This window comes from Kribbella flavida DSM 17836 (assembly GCF_000024345.1).
In the GTDB taxonomy this organism is placed as follows: domain Bacteria; phylum Actinomycetota; class Actinomycetes; order Propionibacteriales; family Kribbellaceae; genus Kribbella; species Kribbella flavida.
The window spans coordinates 4,656,789-4,675,644 of the sequence record NC_013729.1 but is presented as its reverse complement, the minus strand read 5'-3'; the positions used below and the strand labels follow the sequence as shown (position 1 = coordinate 4,675,644).

The 18,856-nt window shown below is 70.9% G+C and carries 18 protein-coding genes; 15 read left to right on the top strand and 3 right to left on the bottom strand.

The genetic code is table 11. From position 1 onward, the window contains the following. Positions 1-4: 4 nt before the first annotated feature. The 10 genes from pyrF (at position 5) to KFLA_RS21490 (ending at position 7,470) form a co-directional block, all read left to right on the top strand. Positions 5-841, top strand: coding sequence for an orotidine-5'-phosphate decarboxylase (pyrF, locus tag KFLA_RS21535; protein ID WP_041289432.1), 837 nt, complete (start codon positions 5-7; stop codon positions 839-841). Further along, positions 841-1,239, top strand: a complete 399-nt coding sequence (locus tag KFLA_RS21530; RefSeq protein WP_012921926.1) for a hypothetical protein — start codon at positions 841-843, stop codon at positions 1,237-1,239. Before pyrF ends, KFLA_RS21530 begins: the two co-directional genes overlap by 1 nt. 139 nt (positions 1,240-1,378) lie before the next feature. Next, complete coding sequence (locus KFLA_RS21525) at positions 1,379-1,750, top strand: hypothetical protein (RefSeq protein ID WP_012921925.1); 372 nt, start codon at positions 1,379-1,381, stop codon at positions 1,748-1,750. 160 nt (positions 1,751-1,910) lie between these two features. After that, positions 1,911-2,282, top strand: coding sequence for a hypothetical protein (locus KFLA_RS21520; RefSeq protein ID WP_012921924.1), 372 nt, complete (start codon positions 1,911-1,913; stop codon positions 2,280-2,282). A 59-nt stretch (positions 2,283-2,341) separates the two neighbouring features. After that, positions 2,342-2,656, top strand: coding sequence for an integration host factor, actinobacterial type (gene mihF / locus KFLA_RS21515; protein WP_012921923.1), 315 nt, complete (start codon positions 2,342-2,344; stop codon positions 2,654-2,656). Positions 2,657-2,700: 44 nt separating this feature from the next. Further along, positions 2,701-3,387, top strand: a complete 687-nt coding sequence (gene gmk / locus KFLA_RS21510) for a guanylate kinase (protein ID WP_237706561.1) — start codon at positions 2,701-2,703, stop codon at positions 3,385-3,387. Positions 3,388-3,389: 2 nt separating this feature from the next. Next, positions 3,390-3,704 carry a DNA-directed RNA polymerase subunit omega gene (rpoZ, locus tag KFLA_RS21505; RefSeq protein WP_012921921.1) on the top strand — a complete coding sequence of 105 codons (315 nt, stop codon included), beginning with the start codon at positions 3,390-3,392 and terminating at the stop codon, positions 3,702-3,704. Between the two features lie 10 nt (positions 3,705-3,714). Then, positions 3,715-5,109: a bifunctional phosphopantothenoylcysteine decarboxylase/phosphopantothenate--cysteine ligase CoaBC gene (coaBC, locus tag KFLA_RS21500; protein WP_012921920.1), complete on the top strand. Its 1,395-nt coding sequence runs from the start codon at positions 3,715-3,717 to the stop codon at positions 5,107-5,109. Between the two features lie 197 nt (positions 5,110-5,306). Continuing rightward, positions 5,307-6,287 (top strand): hypothetical protein, encoded by a 981-nt coding sequence (locus KFLA_RS21495; protein WP_012921919.1) that lies wholly within the window; start codon positions 5,307-5,309, stop codon positions 6,285-6,287. Positions 6,288-6,426: 139 nt separating this feature from the next. After that, positions 6,427-7,470: a winged helix DNA-binding domain-containing protein gene (locus KFLA_RS21490; RefSeq protein ID WP_237706560.1), complete on the top strand. Its 1,044-nt coding sequence runs from the start codon at positions 6,427-6,429 to the stop codon at positions 7,468-7,470. 283 nt (positions 7,471-7,753) lie between these two features. Here the strand turns inward: KFLA_RS21490 and KFLA_RS21485 are convergent, their stop codons facing one another. Further along, positions 7,754-9,319, bottom strand: coding sequence for an alpha/beta hydrolase (locus tag KFLA_RS21485; RefSeq protein WP_012921917.1), 1,566 nt, complete (start codon positions 9,317-9,319; stop codon positions 7,754-7,756). Positions 9,320-9,711: 392 nt separating this feature from the next. On the opposite strand from KFLA_RS21485, the gene metK reads away from it, so the two are divergent. Further along, complete coding sequence (metK, locus tag KFLA_RS21480; RefSeq protein WP_012921915.1) at positions 9,712-10,905, top strand: methionine adenosyltransferase; 1,194 nt, start codon at positions 9,712-9,714, stop codon at positions 10,903-10,905. A 93-nt stretch (positions 10,906-10,998) separates the two neighbouring features. Here metK and KFLA_RS21475 read toward each other — a convergent pair whose 3' ends face one another. Further along, positions 10,999-11,184, bottom strand: a complete 186-nt coding sequence (locus KFLA_RS21475; RefSeq protein ID WP_012921914.1) for a hypothetical protein — start codon at positions 11,182-11,184, stop codon at positions 10,999-11,001. Between the two features lie 192 nt (positions 11,185-11,376). On the opposite strand from KFLA_RS21475, the gene KFLA_RS21470 reads away from it, so the two are divergent. Together KFLA_RS21470 and KFLA_RS21465 are read left to right on the top strand one after the other, a co-directional pair. Beyond that, positions 11,377-13,416, top strand: coding sequence for a primosomal protein N' (locus KFLA_RS21470; RefSeq protein ID WP_012921913.1), 2,040 nt, complete (start codon positions 11,377-11,379; stop codon positions 13,414-13,416). A gap of 179 nt (positions 13,417-13,595) precedes the next feature. Further along, positions 13,596-14,549 carry a cyclase family protein gene (locus tag KFLA_RS21465; protein ID WP_012921912.1) on the top strand — a complete coding sequence of 318 codons (954 nt, stop codon included), beginning with the start codon at positions 13,596-13,598 and terminating at the stop codon, positions 14,547-14,549. A 170-nt stretch (positions 14,550-14,719) separates the two neighbouring features. Here KFLA_RS21465 and KFLA_RS21460 read toward each other — a convergent pair whose 3' ends face one another. Further along, the gene (locus KFLA_RS21460; RefSeq protein WP_012921910.1) at positions 14,720-15,718 is read right to left on the bottom strand and encodes an ArsR/SmtB family transcription factor; all 999 of its coding nucleotides are present in this window, start codon (positions 15,716-15,718) and stop codon (positions 14,720-14,722) included. A 93-nt stretch (positions 15,719-15,811) separates the two neighbouring features. Here KFLA_RS21460 and KFLA_RS21455 point away from each other — a divergent pair, with 93 nt between their 5' ends. Both KFLA_RS21455 and KFLA_RS21450 read left to right on the top strand, forming a co-directional pair. Further along, positions 15,812-17,047 carry an MDR family MFS transporter gene (locus KFLA_RS21455; RefSeq protein WP_012921909.1) on the top strand — a complete coding sequence of 412 codons (1,236 nt, stop codon included), beginning with the start codon at positions 15,812-15,814 and terminating at the stop codon, positions 17,045-17,047. Next, positions 17,044-17,667: an HAD family hydrolase gene (locus tag KFLA_RS21450; RefSeq protein ID WP_012921908.1), complete on the top strand. Its 624-nt coding sequence runs from the start codon at positions 17,044-17,046 to the stop codon at positions 17,665-17,667. The genes KFLA_RS21455 and KFLA_RS21450 overlap by 4 nt, the downstream gene beginning before the upstream one ends. Positions 17,668-18,856: the final 1,189 nt, after the last annotated feature.

Genomic DNA, 18,856 nt, shown 5'->3' with positions numbered 1-18,856 from the left:
TGCGATGAGCAACCAGCCGTTCGGCACCCGCCTGCGCGCCGCCATGGTCGACCGCGGCCCGCTCTGCGTCGGCATCGACCCGCACGCCCACCTGCTGGAATCCTGGGGCCTGCCAGACACCACCGAAGGCCTGGCCGCCTTCACGAACGGCGTGGTGGACGCGCTGGCCGACCGGGTCGCGGTGTTCAAGCCGCAGTCGGCGTTCTTCGAGCGGTTCGGCTCGGCCGGCATCGCCGTCCTGGAGCAGGCCACGATCCGGCTGCGCGAGGCCGGGGCGCTGGTGATCATCGACGCCAAGCGCGGCGACATCGGTACGACGATGGCGGGCTACGCCGCGGCGTACCTGGCGGAGAAGGCGCCGCTGGCGTGCGACGCGCTGACCGTCAGCCCGTACCTCGGCTTCGGGTCGCTGCAGCCCACGATCGACGAGGCCCGCGCGGCCGGGGCCGGCCTGTTCGTGCTCGCCCTGACCTCGAACCCGGAGGGCCCGCAGTTCCAGTCCGCCCGGACGACGGACGGGCCGACCGTGGCCGGCGCCGTGCTCGACGGCCTGCGCGCGCTGAACGCGGACACCGAGGATCTCGGCTCGTTCGGTGCGGTCGTCGGCGCGACGATCGCGAAGACCGACGAGAACCTGGACATCCGTGGCCCGCTGCTCGCGCCCGGACTCGGCGCGCAGGGCGCGACCGCGGAGAGCCTGCTCGAAGTCTTCGGGCCGGCCGTGCGCAACGTCGTACCGGCGAGCTCGCGGGAGATCCTCGGCGCCGGTCCGGACGCCCGGGGTCTGCAGGACGCCGCTGCGCGCGCCAACGACGCCTACCGCGCCGTGCTGGGCTACTGATGCCGGCCCGAAGGCAGTACGCCGCTGCTGCGGCGCTTGTCGTCGCCGCCGTGATCGGGGTGACGGCGCTGACCGCGCCTTCCGGCAATGACCAGGCCGCGGACTACTGCACCGGCCTGCGGACGTACACGACGGCGCTGGGCGGCTTCAACGACCCTTCGGACACTGCGGCGCTCGACAAGCTGATCCAGGACGCCAGCGGCCTCGCCAAGTCGTCGCCGGACAGCCTCAAGGCCGACTGGACGCTGCTGCACGGTTACCTGGAGGACGTTCGGGCAGCCGACGGCGACCAGGCGAAGCTGCAGCAGATCGGCGCGGCGACCGGCCGGCAGGCGTCCGAGGCCGGCCAGCGGATCGCTGAGCACGGCACCCGGAGCTGCGGGATCACGACCGCCTGACGCGCCAGGTCACCACCCGGTTCCGGCACCGGGATGCGACGTTCTTCACGGCCGCGCAGGCCCGGCGCTGACCCGGTTGGCGGCCAAGGTTGCCGTGACGGGCGACGAGGGGTTGCCCGCGGCAACAGATGGGACGGGAATGCGCAAGGTTGCGGCCCTCGCGGCAGTGGTGACGATGAGCGTCGGGGTGTTGACGGCGTGCTCGGGCGGCGACTACTGCGCCGAGCTGAAGAGCTATGCCGAGGCGGTCAAGGGCCTCGACATCAAGGACTCCGGCGCGGTGGACAAGATGCGCGGCGAGGCGAAGAAGCTGTCCAAGTCGGCGCCGGACGACCTGAAGGACGACTGGAAGGTCGTGCTGGACTACTCCGAGAAGGCCAAGGACGCCGGCGGCGACCAGACCAAGCTGGCGGAGCTGGCCAAGAACGACGGCGAGAAGATCGGCAAGGCGTCCGAGGCGATCGCCAAGCACGCCAAGGACACCTGCAAGGTCAGCATCGAGAACTCCTGACCCGGCCCGGACGGCGGCCCGTACCGGGTCGCCGTCCGCCTGCCGCCATGGCGCCGGAGAGTGAAAAGTATTGTTTTTCGATGGTTTGGTCACGGCCGGTAGCGTCGTCGGCGACACCCCGGAGACCGACCCTTCCCGACCCCCGAGGATGGAATCGACGATGCGCACCGCAGTACTGACGGCGACCCTGCTCGCCGCGGCCGCCGGACTGACCGCGTGCACCGAGGAGCAGGCGTACTGCGTGGACCTGGCCGGCTACGCCGCCTCCGCGGCCGACGTGAACCCGCAGAACCCGGCCGACTACACCAAGATCCTCGAGGACGCGAAGAAGCTGCAGGGCAGCGCGCCGGCCGAGGTGAAGGACGACTGGTCGACGGTGGTCGCGTTCGCCGAGAAGGCGCAGAAGGCCGGTACCGACCGTGTCGAGCTGGCTCGGCTCAGCAAGGAGACCGGCGCGGTCACGGCGGCGTACCGGCAGATCGTGACGCACGCCAAGGACGCGTGCAAAGTCGACGTCCCGGCACTGAACTGAGGCTGCCGTCCGGCGTGTTAGGTTCACCTGCGAAGCCATACAACGGGACAGGTGAAACGGTGCCACTTCCTTCTTTGACCCCGGAGCAGCGAGCGGCTGCCCTGGACAAGGCCGCGGCCGCACGGCGAGAGCGTGCGGAGATCAAGAACCGGATCCGGCACTCCGGAGCGTCTCCCACCGAGGTTCTGCAAGAGGGGCAGACCAACGAGGTGATCGGCAAGATGCGGGTCAGCGCGCTGCTGCAGTGCATCCCCGGCGTCGGTAAGGTCCGCGCCCAGCAGATCATGCAGCGGGCCGGCATCTCGGAGACCCGCCGGGTGCGCGGACTGGGCTCGAACCAGATCGCCGCGCTGATGCGCGAATTCGCCGAGTGAGCCGGACCGAAATCCTCGCTGACTCGTTGGACACTGGTGTGGAGATGACCAAGCACAGGACACCCGACACACCAGCCGGCCACGACGCCCACCGGCCGGCCGACCGGGCCACGCGTGACGATGCCCACACGCCGGGCGGCGACGACGGCTCCGGCCGGCCGCCGGCGCGGCTGACCGTGCTGGCCGGCCCGACCGCCGTCGGCAAGGGCACCGTGGCCGCGGAGATCCGCGAGCGGTTCCCCGACGTGTGGATCTCGGTGTCGGCGACGACGCGCAAGGCGCGGCCGGGCGAGGTGCACGGCGTGCACTACCTGTTCGTGTCCGACGACGAGTTCGACCGGATGATCGCCGACGGCGAGCTGCTGGAGTGGGCCGTCGTGCACAAGGCGGCCCGCTACGGCACCCCGAAGCAGCCGGTGCTGGACAAGCTGGCCGCCGGCCGCCCGGCGCTGCTGGAGATCGACCTGCAGGGCGCCCGCCAGGTCCGGGCGACGATGCCGGAGGCGCACTTCGTCTTCCTGGCCCCGCCGAGCTGGGACGAACTGGTCCGCCGGCTGGTCGGCCGCGGTACCGAGACGGCCGACGAGCGGGAGCGCCGGCTGGAGACCGCGGTGCTCGAGCTGGCCGCCGAGAAGGAGTTCGACGTGACGATCGTGAACGCCTCGGTTCGGGAGGCGGCCGATCAGTTGGTAAAGTTGATTCGATCACCCTCCATCTCTGGAAAGAGCTGAACTTGTCTGGCAACCAGCCTGTCGCCATCGGCATCACCTCCCCGCCGATCGACGACCTGCTCACCCACACCGACTCCAAGTACAAGCTCGTCCTGTACTCGGCCAAGCGCGCCCGGCAGATCAACGCCTACTACTCCCAGCTCGGCGAGGGCCTGCTCGAGTACGTCGGCCCGCTGGTCGAGACCCACGTGCAGGAGAAGCCGCTGTCGATCGCGATGCGCGAGATCAACGACGGCGTGCTGACCTGCACGGACATCGACCCCGAAGCCGAGGCGGAGGCCGCTGCCGCCGCTGCTGAGAAGTCCGCCGCCGAGTAGTTCCGCGTCGATGAACGCGACCGGGGGGACCCCCCACGGCCCTGGTGACGACACGCCCGACCGGGCGCAGGCAGTCACCGGGGCTTCTGGCGTCTCCGCCGAGCCGGTCGCGACCGGCGCCGCCTCGGCGGACGGCGAGCGGGACGACCCGCTGACCCGGCCGGTCCACCCGCCGAAGAAGCCGTCGGTCGTGCTCGGCGTCGGCGGCGGCATCGCGGCGTACAAGGTCTGTGACCTGCTGCGCCGGCTGACCGAGTCCGGGCACCAGGTCCGGGTGGTGCCGACGGCGGCCGCCCTGGAATTCGTCGGCGCGGCCACCTGGGCCGCGCTGTCCGGGCAGCCGGTGACGGCCGATCCGTTCGGTTACGTGCACGAGGTCCCGCACGTCCGGATCGGCAAGGGCGCCGACCTCGTCGTCGTCGCGCCCGCCACCGCGAACCTGATCGCCAAGGCGGCGCACGGCCTGGCCGACGACCTGCTCACCAACACGCTGCTGACCGCGCGCTGCCCGATCCTGTTCGCGGCCGCGATGCACACGGAGATGTGGGAGCACCCGGCCACTCAGGCGAACGTCGCGATCCTGCGCTCGCGCGGCATCACCGTGCTCGACCCCGCCGTGGGCCGGCTGACCGGCGCTGACACCGGCCGCGGCCGGCTGCCCGAGCCGGCCGAGATCTTCGCGATCAGCCAGCTGATGCTCGCCGACTCCACCGCCCGCGCGGCCGGCGAGTCGGTCGCCGACCTGACCGGCAAGCACGTCCTGGTCAGCGCCGGCGGCACCCGCGAACACCTCGACCCGGTCCGGTACCTGGGCAACTCCTCGTCCGGCAAGCAGGGCTACGCGCTGGCCCGGATCGCGGCCGCGCGCGGCGCCAAGGTGACCCTGGTCGCGGCGAACTCCGAGCTGCCCGACCCGGCCGGCGTCCAGGTCGTCCCGGTCACCTCGACCCGCGACCTGTACGACGAGATCACCGGCCGCGCGGCCGACGCGGACGCGATCGTGATGGCGGCCGCACCGGCGGACTTCCGGCCGGCCGACGTCGCCGAGCACAAGATCAAGAAGACCGAGGACGGCGCCGTCCCGGCGGTGCAGCTGGTGCAGAACCCGGACATCCTGGCCACCGTCGCGCACGACCGGCAGCGCGCCGGCCAGGTGATCGTCGGCTTCGCCGCGGAAACCGGCGACGCGTCGCACTCCGTGCTCGACCTCGGCCGGGCCAAGCTGGCCCGCAAGGGCTGCGACCTGCTGGTCGTGAACGACGTCTCCGGCGGCAAGGTCTTCGGCAGCGACCTGAACGAGGCGGTCGTTCTCGATCGCGACGGCAACGCTCTGCCGGTTCCCTCCGGCAGCAAGGACGCGCTCGCCGGCGTCATCTGGAACCTGGTCGCCTCCCGCTGGCACTGATCGGTCGCCGCGCCCGCTCGCCGCGCCGCGCCCGGTCCCCGCGTACTGGCCGGTGCCCGGGCACTGCACTGGCCGATCCCCGCGCACCGGCCCCCGCGTACTGGCCGGTGCCCGCGCATTGGCACCAGCCCGCCAGGCAGCGGCGCAACATCGCAGCGTGGCTTCGCATCAATTGTGGTGAGACCAGGAGGTCCACCATGAAGTGTTCTTTTCTGCGACGGCTCCTTGCCGTCGCGCTCCCGCTGGCCGCGGTGCTCGTACCGGCCGGGTCGGCGGCCGCCGACGACCCGATGTGTTCACTTCCTTCCGTTGGCGACGTGTACGCGTACCAGCAGGCGCCTGAGGCGTCGGTGCTGACCGGGCGAGTGACGCCGAAAGCGGGGTGCCCGTCCACGGGAATCCTCACCGCAGTGCGCAGCGGCGAGCAGATCTTCTTCGGCGATGCGATGTTCGAGGTACCACTCGGCACTCAGTCGGGTGACTGGTACCTGTCCTCGTTCACCGTGCACGACGTGGCGTCCGGCACGTCGCAGACCCGAACCTTCCAGCCGGTCGCGCCGTACCTGCTCCGGGTGCTCGACCAGACCCGGATCACCTCGACCGCGCCGGCGTCGTACGTCGGCTACGGCGACCTGGTGACGGTGTCGGGATACCTCGAGGGCTGGACCGCGGCCGACGGCTGGCGGCGGATGCCGGGACGCGACCTGTCCATCACGACCGGCAACGGCGTCGACGGCCATCCGAACGTGCCGACGGTCACGGACGCCTCCGGCGCGTACCGCCTTGACGTACGGATCTACAACAGCTTCGCGGGCAGTGTGGTGTTCGCCGGAGACGAGCGGTGGCTGGGAAGTTCCGGCTTCAACGATGCCCAGGTGCACGGACTCGTAAGTGTCAGCGTGAGTGACCGGACGCCGGCTGTCGGGCAGCGCGTCGTTGTCACCGGCAAGGTGGCCCCGGGAGCCGTTCCGGTGTGGGTGGAACGTCGGGTCGGAACTCAGTGGGTGAAGGTGACCGCCACGGTCGCTGCCGGCGCGGATGGCCGGTACCGGCTGACCTACCGCCCGGACACCCGCGGTGTGCAGCAGTTGCGGGTCTGGAACGACGGCACGGAGCCGCAGAGCCGGATGGGCGTTCAGCCGTACGTCAAGGAGTTCGAGCTCGCGGTTCATCGCTGAGTGCGGCCAGTCGCTGTCCTCTACTCCGCCTACCGTGCTCTGTATGAAGCTGAGTTGGCAGTCCGTGGTCGCGCGGCGGATGCAGCGGCATCACCTCCGAGTGCCGTCGGGGGGAAGCCCGGCAGAGGTTGTGCGAGCGATGTGCGGGGCTCATGCCCAGGTGCTGTCGGCCGGTGAGGTGTCGGTGGCGCTGCGGCTGGAGAGCGCGACCCGGCTGGACGTGCAGCAGGCGCTGTGGCAGGACCGGACCCTGGTGAAGACGTTCGGTCCGCGAGGCACGGTGCATCTGCTGCCGACCGAGGACCTGCCGCTGTGGACAGGAGCGTTGGGGGCGCTGCCGAGTTCGGGTTCGCAACCGACCGCCGAGATGCGGATGACGTCGGAGCAGACGGCCGAGGTGGTCGCGGCGATCGGGGGAGCGCTCTCCGAGCACGATCTCACCGTCGACGAGCTGACCGATGAGGTCGTGGCCCGGACCGGCGCCTGGGCGGGTGACCTGGTGATGCCCGCTTTCCAGGGGTACTGGCCGCGCTGGCGGCAGGCGATTCCCGCCGCTGCCACCGCGGGGGTGCTCTGCTACGGCCCGAACCGCGGGCGCAAGACGACGTACACCAACCCCCACCGCTTCGCGCCGCCCTTCACACCGCAGAACGGCGAGGAAGCGCTCTCCGAGCTTCTCCGGCGGTACCTGTACGCCTACGGACCCGCGACACCGCAGCAGTTCGCGAAGTGGCTCGGCACCTCGCCGGCCTTTGTCACCAAGGTGTTCCAGCGCAGTGATCTGCAGCAGGTGGAGCTCGACGGCGAGCCCGCCTGGCTGGTCGAGGGCGACACCGAGTGGCCGGCGGAACCGGCCCGGGGTGTACGGCTGCTGCCGTACTTCGACGCGTACGCCGTCGGCAGTCATCCGAGGGACCGGGTCTTTCCCGGCAAGGCGTCGACGCGAGCGCTGGCCGGGGGACAGGCCGGCAACTACCCGGTCCTGCTTGTCGACGGCCTGGTCGCCGGCGTCTGGCACCAGCGCAAAGCCGGACGCAAGCTGCAGGTCACGGTCGAGCCGATCGACGAGCTCGGCGCTGGGCAGTTGCGGGCGTTGGACGACGTGGTGCAAAGGCTCGGCGAGATCGTGGACGCGCAGCCCGTCCTGACCATCGGCGAGATCACCGTGGGACCGCACGCCTGAGCACGAGAGAGCGCATACTTGCCGATTTGCGACGTCGCCTGCACGGCTCAGCGCACCTGACGGACCGGTGGAACTCAGTAGTTCGTTGCTACCGGATCAGGAGCTGTTGATGTCGGCTCCAGTCGCAGGACCGCCGAGTCAACACCCTTGCTATCGGTGAAAGAACTGATCTCCCTCGGCGTGGTGTGGAGCTTGGGCACGACGAACGGGACAGTCCGGACCAGCCGCCCAGGGCCGCCACCGCGGCCGGTCCCGGTGGCATGGGACCGGCCTCGGGGAGCAGTCAACGGGTGGGCATCGGCTCGTCGGCACAGACCGTGTGATGGGGCGGAAGAGTGCCGTCGATCAGGTACCGGGTGATGATGGATCGGGTGCACGCGCTGTAGTGCCAGGTTGTGTGGGTCGTGCCCTCGAAGGTGAGCAGGCGGGCGTTGTCCAGGGCGTTGGTCAGTTCCACCGCGTCCTGAAACGGCACGTCGGGATCATGGGTCGTGCCGATGACCAAAGCGGTCGCGGCGCCCGGCGCGTTCCACGGGCCGGCGTAGCTCGACTTGCGCTCGGCCGGCCACTGGGCACAGGCCTGTGCGTGCCCCTGGTCGTAGTTGGCCGGACCGTGGGCGAGGGCCGGGCCGAGCAGCGGTGCTGCCTGGATCGCGGCAGCCAGCTTGCCGCGGAGCAGGTTCACGTCCTGGGGGAACCGGCGGTCGGCGCATTCGATCGCGGTGTTGAGGTTCATGTACCTGGTGTAAGCGTCGCTCATCGGGCTGACGAGGGCGCCGCTGCGAGTGGTGGCCGCCTTCTGCAGTTCAGTTGCGAGCCAGGACCAGTTGGACTGTCCGTACCCGAGTTCCAGGGAGACCCAGAAGGTGAAGAGACCACCTCTGGCCACGACCTTGCCGTTGGCGTCGCGGACCGGAGTGACGTCCAGGCTCGCTTGCAGGCGGCGAAAAGCGTCCGCCGGCCGGCCGTCGCCGAACGAGCAGTCGGCCGGGGACTTGGTACACCAGGCGAAGAACCGGTTGAGCGATGCCTCCGCGGCGACGTACTGCCGGTGGTTGTTGTCGTACGGCCGGTTGACGAACGAGTCCGGGCCGACCGCCCCGTCCAGCGCCAGCACTCTGGTGCGCTGCGGAAACAGATTCGCGTACACGGTGCCGAGGTAGGTCCCGTAGGAGAAACCGAAGAAGTTCAGCTGCTCGTCGCCGACCGCGGCGCGCAGCAGGTCCATGTCGCGGGCAGTGTTCTCGGTGCCCAGGTGCGGAAGCAGCGCTGCGTTGTTGGCGACACACCCGTCGCTGAACCGCTTGCCGAACGTCACCGCACGCTCGAATCCGCCGGACGACAGCCGACCCGGTGTGGCAGCCCATTGCTCGGCGTACTCCGGCAGCGTGACGCAGCTGACCTTCGGCGTGCTGCCACCGACCGCACGCGGGTCGAACCCGACGATGTCGTACCGCTCACGCAGTTCGACCGGAGCGTTCTCGCCGAGGTCGCGGACCATCAGGGATGCCGCCAGGCCAGGGCCGCCAGGGTTGGTGAACAGCGAGCCGATCCGCTGCGACGGAACAGTCGCCGGCTTGCGGATCAGCGACAGGGTGACCTTCGCCCCCTGCGGCTGGCTGTAGTCCAGCGGGACCTGCGCGGTCGTGCACTGGTAACCGTCTCCGCTGGTGTCGCACGGCGCCCAGTTCAGTACCGGTACGGGGACGGACGCCACTCCGCCGGCCGGCGTGGGCTGGGTCTGGGGGCGAGCGTCCGTCCCCAGCGGAGTGGCGCTCGCGCTGAAGGTGGAGACGGTGACAGAGGACAGGACGGCTAGGCCAAGGGCCAGAAGAGCGCGTTTGGGCATGACTCCTCAACTTGTTCGCCTGGTGAGCAGGAAGGAGACGGGCGGGAAGAGCAAGGTTCGCGGCGAGGACCGCCGCTTGGAGAGCTCATGGTCGCCAGCGCACTGGGCGAGGTCAAAGGATTCGACTCGTACCTAACTGATTGCTGCGTGCCGAAGACCGGTCGTCCCGCCGACTTAGAGAACGCCGGGCAGTCCGCTGCGCCGGAGGTCGCGGCTCCCGTGCACCTGTTCGACATGTGATATTGCTGTCCCGACATGTGGATGTTTCCGTGGGCTGGCGCCGCGTCCGGCCCGAACTGCTGGCATACTGCCGAGGTGCATCGCCGGAGGTGGTGCGTGGGGCGGGGTGACGGCCTCGTCGTGTGGCAGACCAGCAAACCTGAGGGAGAACCGTGGCACGGCGCCTTTTCACGTCCGAGTCGGTGACGGAAGGTCACCCGGACAAGATCGCTGACCAGATCAGCGACTCCATCCTCGACGCCCTTCTGGCCGAGGACCCGAAGAGCCGCGTCGCGGTGGAGACCCTGATCACGACCGGCCTCGTCGTCGTGGCCGGCGAAGTCACCACGTCGGCGTACGTGGACATCCCCGGGATCGTCCGGAGCCGGATCCTCGAGATCGGCTACGACTCGTCGCTGAAGGGCTTCGACGGCGCCTCCTGCGGCGTGCAGGTCGCGATCGGCAGCCAGTCGCCCGACATCGCGCAGGGCGTCAACACGGCGTACGAGTCCCGCACGGACTCCTCGCAGGATGCGCTGGACCTGCAGGGCGCCGGCGACCAGGGCCTGATGTTCGGCTACGCGTCGAACGAGACCCCCGAGCTGATGCCGCTGCCGATCACCATCGCGCACCGGCTGTCCGAGCGGCTGTCCGAGGTCCGCAAGGACGGCACGATGGCCTACCTGCGCCCCGACGGCAAGACCCAGGTCACGGTCGAGTACGACGGTGACAAGGCCGTCCGGGTCGACACCGTGGTGGTGTCCAGCCAGCACGCCGCGGACATCAGCCTGGACTCGATGCTGACCCCGGACGTGAAGAAGCACGTCGTCGACCCGATCCTCGAGCAGTTCGAGATCGACTCAACCGACTACCGGCTGCTGGTGAACCCGACCGGCCGGTTCGAGATCGGCGGCCCGATGGGCGACGCCGGCCTGACCGGCCGCAAGATCATCATCGACACCTACGGCGGCATGGCCCGTCACGGTGGTGGCGCGTTCTCCGGCAAGGACCCGTCGAAGGTCGACCGCTCCGCGGCGTACGCGATGCGCTGGGTGGCGAAGAACATCGTCGCCGCCGGGCTCGCGGCCCGCGCCGAGTGCCAGGTCGCGTACGCGATCGGCAAGGCGGCCCCGGTCGGCTTCTACGTCGACACCTTCGGCACCGAGACCGTGCCGGTCGACAAGATCACCGACGCCGTGCTCGAGGTCTTCGACCTGCGTCCGGCCGCGATCATCCGCGACCTGGACCTGCTCCGCCCGATCTACACGCAGACCGCCGCCAACGGCCACTTCGGCCGCACCGGCGACGACTTCACCTGGGAGCGCACCGACCGCGTCGACGCGCTGAAGGCTGCTGTCGCCAAGTAGCACCCGATCATCGGCAGACGGCCGGTGACGTCGTTCGGCGGACTGGGTCTCGGCGAGTGGGCCGGGCAGTTCGGGATGGCGGAGCTCGGCCGCTCACCGGGTGAGCTGGTGGATGGTCGGCGACGTCGAGACCGCCCACTGCATCGCCGCACGGCACGGATCCACGTGCTGGAGTTCGTTTCCCGCGGCGGGCCGCGCCGAGGACTGGGCCGCTTGCCGGACCCGGTCGGCGCGGCCCGTCTGCACGTCGTCGCCCTCGGTCTCGTCGACCGGGCACACCGCCAACTGGCTCCGCCGCGGGCTGTTCGCGCCGGCTGTTCGCGCGGGCCGTCGGGTTGCCGATGCGGCTGGTTGCCGTTGGCATCCTCGACCCGGTCGGAACACCCGTGGTCATGTACTCGTCCCGAGTTGCGCACCGGGTTTGTCCACCGCCTCACGGCATCGATCGGCCGGGCGGACTAGAGTTCCCGAGTGGCGTTGAACGGGGACTCACCTGAGCAGCTGACGTTGCTCCGCGAGACCGTTCGCCGATCGCGGACCAAGGAGCCGGCCGGCATCACCGAGACGCTGCCGGTCGCCCGGGTCGCGGTCGACGTCTCGCTGCCGCATCTCGACCGCCCGTTCGACTACCTGGTGCCCGACGACCTGGCCGACGCCGCTCAGCCGGGCGCGCGGGTGAAGGTCCGGTTCGCAGGCAAGGACCTCGACGGGTTCGTGCTCGACCGGCTGGCGACGTCCGAGCACGACGGCAAGCTGTCCCGGATCCGCAAGGTCGTCTCGCCCGAGCAGGTGCTGACGCCCGAGGTCGCCGACCTGTGCCGCGCCGTCGCCGACCGCTACGCCGGGGTGTTCGCCGACGTCACCCGGCTGGCCGTGCCGCCCCGGCTCGCGAAGGTGGAGGCCGAGGCGCTCCGGTGCAACCAGCCCGTCCGGCCGGTCAGCTCGACCTCGTTGTCCGAGTGGGCGCCGTATCCGCGGGCCGAGGGCTTCCTCGACGCCGTCCGCCGGGAAGAGGCGCCGCGCGCGATCTGGACCGCCGTACCGGGCGCGGACTGGGCCCTCGCCTTCGCCCAAGCAGCAGCAGTCTGCGCGTCGACGGGTCGGGGGGCGTTGCTGCTGGCGCCGGACGCACGCGATCTCGAGCGGCTCGCCGCCGCCTGTGCGAAGGTTCTCGGCCGCGACGGCTTCGTCACCCTGTCCGCGGACCTCGGCCCGACCGCGCGGTACCGCGCCTTCATCACCGCCCTGCGCGGCTGCACCCGAGTCGTCATCGGGACGCGCGCCGCGGCGTTCGCGCCGGTGAGCAACCTCGGCCTCGTCGCGCTGTGGGACGACGGCGACGACTCGTACGCCGAACCGCGCGCGCCCTACCCGCACGCCCGGGAAGTATTGCTACTGCGGGCGTATCGGCAGCAGTGCGCGGCGTTGCTCGGTGGCTTCGCGCGCTCGGCCGAGACGGCGGCGTTGCTGGAGTCCGGCTGGGCGGCGGAGCTGATCGCGGAGCGCACGGTGATCCGGGCGGCCGCGCCGTCCGTGCACATCGCGGGGGAGTCCGACCGCGACCTGGCGCGCGATCCCGCCGCCCGGGCCGCCCGGTTACCGCACCAGGCCTTCGAGGTCGCGCGCGAGGGACTGCGGACCGGGCCGGTGCTGGTGCAGGTTCCCCGGGCCGGGTATCTGCCGAGCCTGGTCTGCCAGACCTGTCGTACGCCGTCGCGTTGCTCGACGTGCGGCGGATCGCTGCGGCGTACGGGGTCTTCGGGGCCGGCAAGCTGCAGCGTGTGCGGCCGGCCGGCGACGGATCACCGGTGTCCCGAGTGCGGCGACACGAGGATGCGCGCGGCGGTCGTCGGCGCCCGGCGTACGGCGGAAGAGCTGGGGAGAGCGTTCCCTGGCGTTCTGGTCCGGACCTCGGGCGGCGACCACATGCTCGACCAGATCCCGGACCAGCCCGCGCTGATCGTCACCACACCCGGCGCCGAGCCGGTCCCGGAGAAGGGGTACTCGGCGGCGCTGCTGCTCGACACCTGGCTGCTGCTGGCGCGACCTGACCTGCGGGCTCCGGAGGAAGCGGTACGGCGATGGTTCAACGCGGCAGCGATGGTCCGGTCGGCGCGGGACGGCGGCCAGGTGATCATGATGGGCGAGCCGTCGGCCACGCCGCTGCAGGCGGTGGTCCGGTGGAGCCCCGAAGGCTTCGCCACCCGGGAACTCGACGAACGCCGCGCGGCGCGACTCGCGCCGGCGGCGAAGCTGGCCGAGCTCGTCGGCGCGTCGGAGGCCGTCGCCGACATGGTCGCCCGCGTGCGCCAACTGGTCGACCCGGCGGCAGGGCTGGAGGTGCTCGGCCCGGTCGATGTGGACGACGAAACCGTCCGCGCGGTCGTCCGCACGCCCCGCGCCTACGGATCGGCGCTGGCGCGGGTCCTCAAGGAAGCGCTCTCCGCCCGCGGCACGAAGAAGCTCGCGGGCCCGCTCCGGGTTCAGGTGGACCCCGCTACGTTCGGCTGACGCGGTCCTTCCGTTCCGGCAGGCTTGTGCTGCCCGCTGCCCGCTGCCCGCTGCCCGCTGCCCGCTGCCCGCTGCCCGCTGCCCGGTGCCCGCTGACCTGCTGGTCTGGTGTCATGCCAAGGCATCGGGCCCTTGGCCTTGGTGCCTCGAACCGCGGGACCGAAGGAGTCGATGCCACGATGACCGCAGAGCGACCGATGCCCAGCCAGGACGACGTGCTCGCGTACTTCGACACGCTGTCGAACTGGGGACGGTGGGGCGACGACGACGAGCTCGGCACCCTGAACCACATCACCGACGACGTCCGGCTGGCGGCGGCGCGGGCCGTGCGCCACGGCCGCAGCGTGTCGTGCGGATGGGAGGTCGCCGTACCGGCGGAGATGGAGCGGTCGACGACGACGTGCCCGTGCGCGGCCGACATGCCGGGTGCCGAGCACATGCCGGCGCCGTTCCGCAACGACCGGCGCTGGGGCTACTCGAACGAGCGGCTCGGCATCATGTTCCACGGCAACACGATCACCCACCTCGACTCGCCGTGCCACCTGTTCTGGGACGGCAGGATGTACAACGGGCGGTCGCACGCGCTGGTCGATACCGCCACCGGATCGTCGTGGGCGGCCGTCACCGCGGCGGCGAACGGAATCCTCACGCGTGGTGTGCTGCTGGACGTCGCGAGGGTGCGCGACGTGCCGTGGCTGGAACCGGGGCAGGGCGTGTTTCCCGACGACCTCGAGCAGGCCGAGCGTCGCCAGGGGGTGCGGGTCCGACCCGGCGACGCGGTCCTCCTGCGCACCGGCTATGGCCGCGTGCGGCACGACGCCGGTGGGACCGGCGGATTCACCCAAGCCGGCTGGCACGCGTCCTGCCTGCCGTGGCTGCAGGAACGGGGCGTCGCGCTGATCGGCGCCGACACCCCGCAGGACGTTCAGCCGTCGGGGTACGACGACGTGTTGATGCCGGTCCACGCGGTGAGCCTCGTGGCGATGGGGCTGTGGATGCTCGACAACTGCGACCTGGAGGCGTGCGCGGCGACGGCGGTCGAGCTGGGTCAGTGGGACTTCCAGCTCGCCGTCGCACCGGTCCGCTTCGCCGGTACGTCCGGCAGCCCGGTCAACCCGATCGCCACCTTCTGACCGCGGTCCGCCCGCAGTGCGGTCTCGGTCGCCGTCAAGGCGGCGCCCGGCGGCAAGGTGAGCAACCACGTGGTGCACGCCGTCTGCCCGTCCGAACGGCCGCGTGGACGGGCGCCCGTGCTGGTCGGCATCGGGTCGATGGCCGCGACCGCCGGGGACGCGCCCGTCGGTCAGGCGGATTCGTGCAGGGTGGTGGTGCCGGAGGCGGCGAGCAGGTGGTTGCCGAGGGCCGTTCGGTAGTACAGGACCGTGCGGCCGTCGCGACGGGAGTCGACAACGCCGGCGCTGCGCAGGATGCCCAGGTGGACGCTGAGGGTGGGGGCGGACACGTCGAGCGCGTGAGCCAGGTGGGTGGTCGACATCGGCAGGTCGAGGTGGCTGACGATCGCCGCCCGGGTACGACCGACGAGGTCGGCCAACGGGGAACCGGTGGTGTCCTGCTGGTTCTCCCAGAGCCGGCCGAGACCGCGTGGGGGATAGGTGATCGTCGGCACGTGCGGCGCGGCGGTCACCGCAAGTCCGGCCGGCCAGGTGAAGACGCAGGGCACCAGCAGCACTCCCTGCCCGGCCAGCGGAACGCCGTCGCAGCTGAAGAACGGACGGTCGATCTCGATCCGGTCCCCGGTCAGCCGGATCGACGGATGCAGGTTGCGGAAGAGCCGGTCGAGCCCACCCGCGGCCAGCTCGTCGAGCCGGAACACGAGATCCTCCTGCAGCAACGCCCGCATCCGGGCCCAGTCCGGCTCGATCGTGCGCTGCCAGTAGCTGCGGAGCGCGGCAGTGATCTGCGTGAGCGCGCCGGCGGGGTCGGCGATCAGCCCGGGGAGCAGGGGATCGGGGGTCTCGGCGTGCAGCTGCGAGATCTCGCTGACCACCAGCTCGTGCGGAGTCGCCGCCACTGTCGCAAGCCCCGACTCGAAGCTGGTCGAGCGCCGCGGTGGCGCGGGCGTGATGAAGTCCGGGATGTAGCCGACCGGCGGAATGAGTGCCCTCAGCAACGTCAGGTCGTCGCCGTCGGCGATCGGCCGGACCTTGCGCAGCCACGGCCCGTGCACGCTGCCGAACGAGTTGTTGCTCAGCGCGCGAACGCTGGTGACCGCTTCCCACAGCGGCGAGAACGCGAACCGGATCCGGCTGACGTCGTCGGTGTTGAGCCTGATGCTGATCACTCCAGCACTCTAGTTGCGCCGCCGGCGGCCGGCGACGATTAGGCCGGAAACTAATGTTCGACACCGCACCGGCTCACCCCCGAGGCTGGAGGCATGACAGCGATCGGTGCTCCGAGAGAGCGCGCTCCCAAACTTCCCCGGGCGTTCTGGGCGCTGTGGGTGTGCCAGTTGGTGAATCGCCTGGGCAGCTTCGTACAGCCTTTCCTCGTGCTCTACCTGACCCAGGACCGGCACCTCTCGCCCGGTACTGCGGGCGCCGTCGCGGCGGCCGTCGGCGCCGGGTCGGTGGTGTCCCAGCTCGTCGGCGGCTGGCTGTCGGACCGGATCGGCCGCCGCCGCACGATGCTGATCGGCTTCCTCGGTACGGCGGCCGCGCTGATCCTGCTCGGCTCGGCCGGGTCGCTGGAGATGATCGCGGTCACGGCGTTCACGGTCGGCCTGCTGGGCGACCTGTTCCGGCCGGCCGTCCAGGCGACTGTCGCCGACCTGCTGGATCCGAGAGAGCGCGTTCGCGCGTACGGGCTGCTGTTCTGGGCGATCAATCTCGGCTTCTCGGTGTCCACGGTCAGCGCCGGGGTGCTGGCGAGCGTCGGGTACAGCCTGCTGTTCTGGATCAACGCCGCGACGTCGGTGGTCGCCGCGCTGGTGATCTGGCGGATGGTGCCGGAAACCCGGCCGGTGCTCGACGAGGGGCCGCGCCGCTCGCTGCTGCCGGTCGCGCTGCGCGACACCACGTTCGTGCTGATGATCCTGATCCAGATCGGCTACGCGACGATCTACTTCCAGGGCTACTCGACGCTGCCGCTGGCGATGGCCGCCGACGGCCTGCCGAGTGCGACGTACGGGCTGGTGATCGCGCTCAACGGCGTGGTGATCGTGGTGGTGCAGCCGTTCGTGGGCCGGCGGCTCGCCGCGTTCGACCGGCCGCGGTTGCTGGCCGGGTCGATGCTGCTGGTCGGGCTGGGGTTCGGGATCGGGGCGGTCGTGCACAGCTGGTGGGGGTACGGGCTGTCGGTGGTGGTCTGGACGATCGGCGAGATCGGGTTCGCGGCGGTGATCGGCGCGGTCTTCGCAGACCTGGCCCCGGTCGATCTGCGCGGCGGCTACCTGGGTCTGGCCGGCAGCATGTCGTTCGGGCTGGGATCGGTGATCGGCCCGCTGATCGGCACGAACGCGCTCGAGCACCTCGGTGCCACCGCCACCTGGCTGGCCTGCGCTGTGCTCGGTGTGGTGCTGTTCCTCGCCCAGCTCGGGATGTCGCCCGCGCTGCACGCCCGGGCGAACGCGGCGGGAGAGCGCGATCCGGACTTTCGTAGGGTGGAGGCATGATTGAGCAGAAGGTCGACGTGGTCGTGTTCGACATCGGCGGGGTGCTGCTGGACTGGAACCCGGACTACCTGTACGCCGAACTGATCCCGGACGAGCAGCAGCGCAGGCACTTCCTGACCGCGATCACCACCCCCGAGTGGAACATGCAGCAGGACGCCGGCCGCCCCTGGGCCGAGGCGGTCGCGGAGCTGAGCGCGTTGCACCCCGAGCACGCGGAGTGGATTGCCGCGTACGACACCGGCTGGCTGAAGATGGTGAAGGGCCTGCTCGACGACACCGTCGACCTGCTCACCGAGCTGCAGGCGCAGGGCGTGCCGACGTACGCGCTGACGAACTTCTCCGGGGAGAAGTGGGCGGTCGCGAAGGAGACGTTCCCGATCCTGGACAGCTTCGCCGGCGAGGTGGTCTCGGGTCACGAGCAGGTGGTGAAGCCGGACGAGAAGATCTACCGCATCCTGATCGAACGCTTCGCCCTCGACCCGGCCCGCACGTTCTACACCGACGACGTGCAACGCAACGTCGACGGCGCCCGCGCCGCCGGCCTCGACGCCGAACTCTTCACCACCGCCGGCACCCTCCGCACCCAACTCCGCGACCGAGGCCTGGCCCTGCGCCCCTGACTCCAGCGCGACGACACCACCGAAGCCGCCGTCGATCCGACGGGTGCAACTCGGGGGGCAACGGCGCAGCACACCGGCGGGCTTGCCATCAACGCCTCCGGGTCCGCGGCTCTCGGACCCGGATGCGGCCACCGCCGGCCTGTTGGCGACGCAGCCGGTGATCCCGCGACGCACGACTTACAGGCCAACCGAGCACGGCAAGCGGCTGGCCGAGCGGGCTTCGCGGCCCGCACGCCGCTCGCACGCCGCCCGGGCGGCGCCCGGACGTGGGTCCGCACGTGGTCGGCACGCGGCTCGCACGCCGCCCGGGCGGCGCCCGGACGTGGTCCGGACGTGGTCCGGACGTGGTCCGCACGCGGCTCGCACGCCGCCCGGGCGGCGCCCCCGAAGGTCCAGGACATCTCCGCCCAGGCCTCGCGCATGTCGTCCTCGTCGTGGAAGTGCTGCCAAGTGTCGGCCGGGTCGGGCCGTATCCGCCTCTGCTCGGACTTTGCAACCGGCACGCCAATCGGGCTTCCCACCCGGGCGCGGCCCCTCCAGTGCCCGACTCAACTATGCCGCACCCAGTGTCGGCCGCCCCGGCGTCGCCGGAGCCGAATCCGCAGCCTGGCCCGCTGCGCCGACCGGCGAGTCCGCGTTGAGCGATGGCTGGCGCCTGGTGTGACCACTGACGGCGTAGACGCCCTCAGCCATGGTGGGAGCGGCCAGTCGCAACGCGAGACGCTAGTGGCGAGGTTCCGGTCGTCGCTGGCGAAAGCATTACCGGGTCAGGCGGGACGTCGAGCTCGGCGTCCCGCCTGGGACTCCGCCTCGGTCCGCCTCGGCGCGCGCTCGGCGTCCGCGGCCGTCGCGTCGACGAACTACAGGTGGTCCCCCCGTCGCCTGCCAGTTGCTGACGCCGTATCTGGTCCCCGAGACCGGCGGTTCCCGACTGCGCACCGCGCTTGGCCGCGTTCGCCTGCAGGTCCTTGTGCCGTGCGATCGCCGGGCCGTCTGTTCAGGTGGTGGAGGGTGGCGGTTCAGAGGGTGGGGGGGGTGGCGGGTTCAGGTGGTGGAGGGTGGCGGTTCAGAAGGTGGGGGGTGGCGGGTTCAGGTGGTGGAGGGTGGCGGCTCAGAGGGCGGGGGGTGGCGGGTTGAGGTGGTGGAGGGTGGCGGTTCAGAGGGTGGGGGCGGTTCGGGTGGTGGAGAG

Bases quoted from the DNA above. Each gene is read 5' to 3' on its own strand.
- pyrF (WP_041289432.1), top strand. From the start codon at position 5: ATGAGCAACCAGCCGTTCGGCACCCGCCTGCGCGCCGCCATGGTCGAC.
- KFLA_RS21530 (WP_012921926.1), top strand. From the start codon at position 841: ATGCCGGCCCGAAGGCAGTACGCCGCTGCTGCGGCGCTTGTCGTCGCC.
- KFLA_RS21525 (WP_012921925.1), top strand. From the start codon at position 1,379: ATGCGCAAGGTTGCGGCCCTCGCGGCAGTGGTGACGATGAGCGTCGGG.
- KFLA_RS21520 (WP_012921924.1), top strand. From the start codon at position 1,911: ATGCGCACCGCAGTACTGACGGCGACCCTGCTCGCCGCGGCCGCCGGA.
- gmk (WP_237706561.1), top strand. From the start codon at position 2,701: ATGACCAAGCACAGGACACCCGACACACCAGCCGGCCACGACGCCCAC.
- coaBC (WP_012921920.1), top strand. From the start codon at position 3,715: ATGAACGCGACCGGGGGGACCCCCCACGGCCCTGGTGACGACACGCCC.
- KFLA_RS21495 (WP_012921919.1), top strand. From the start codon at position 5,307: ATGAAGTGTTCTTTTCTGCGACGGCTCCTTGCCGTCGCGCTCCCGCTG.
- KFLA_RS21490 (WP_237706560.1), top strand. From the start codon at position 6,427: ATGTGCGGGGCTCATGCCCAGGTGCTGTCGGCCGGTGAGGTGTCGGTG.
- KFLA_RS21485 (WP_012921917.1), bottom strand. From the start codon at position 9,319: ATGCCCAAACGCGCTCTTCTGGCCCTTGGCCTAGCCGTCCTGTCCTCT.
- KFLA_RS21465 (WP_012921912.1), top strand. From the start codon at position 13,596: ATGACCGCAGAGCGACCGATGCCCAGCCAGGACGACGTGCTCGCGTAC.
- KFLA_RS21455 (WP_012921909.1), top strand. From the start codon at position 15,812: ATGACAGCGATCGGTGCTCCGAGAGAGCGCGCTCCCAAACTTCCCCGG.
- KFLA_RS21450 (WP_012921908.1), top strand. From the start codon at position 17,044: ATGATTGAGCAGAAGGTCGACGTGGTCGTGTTCGACATCGGCGGGGTG.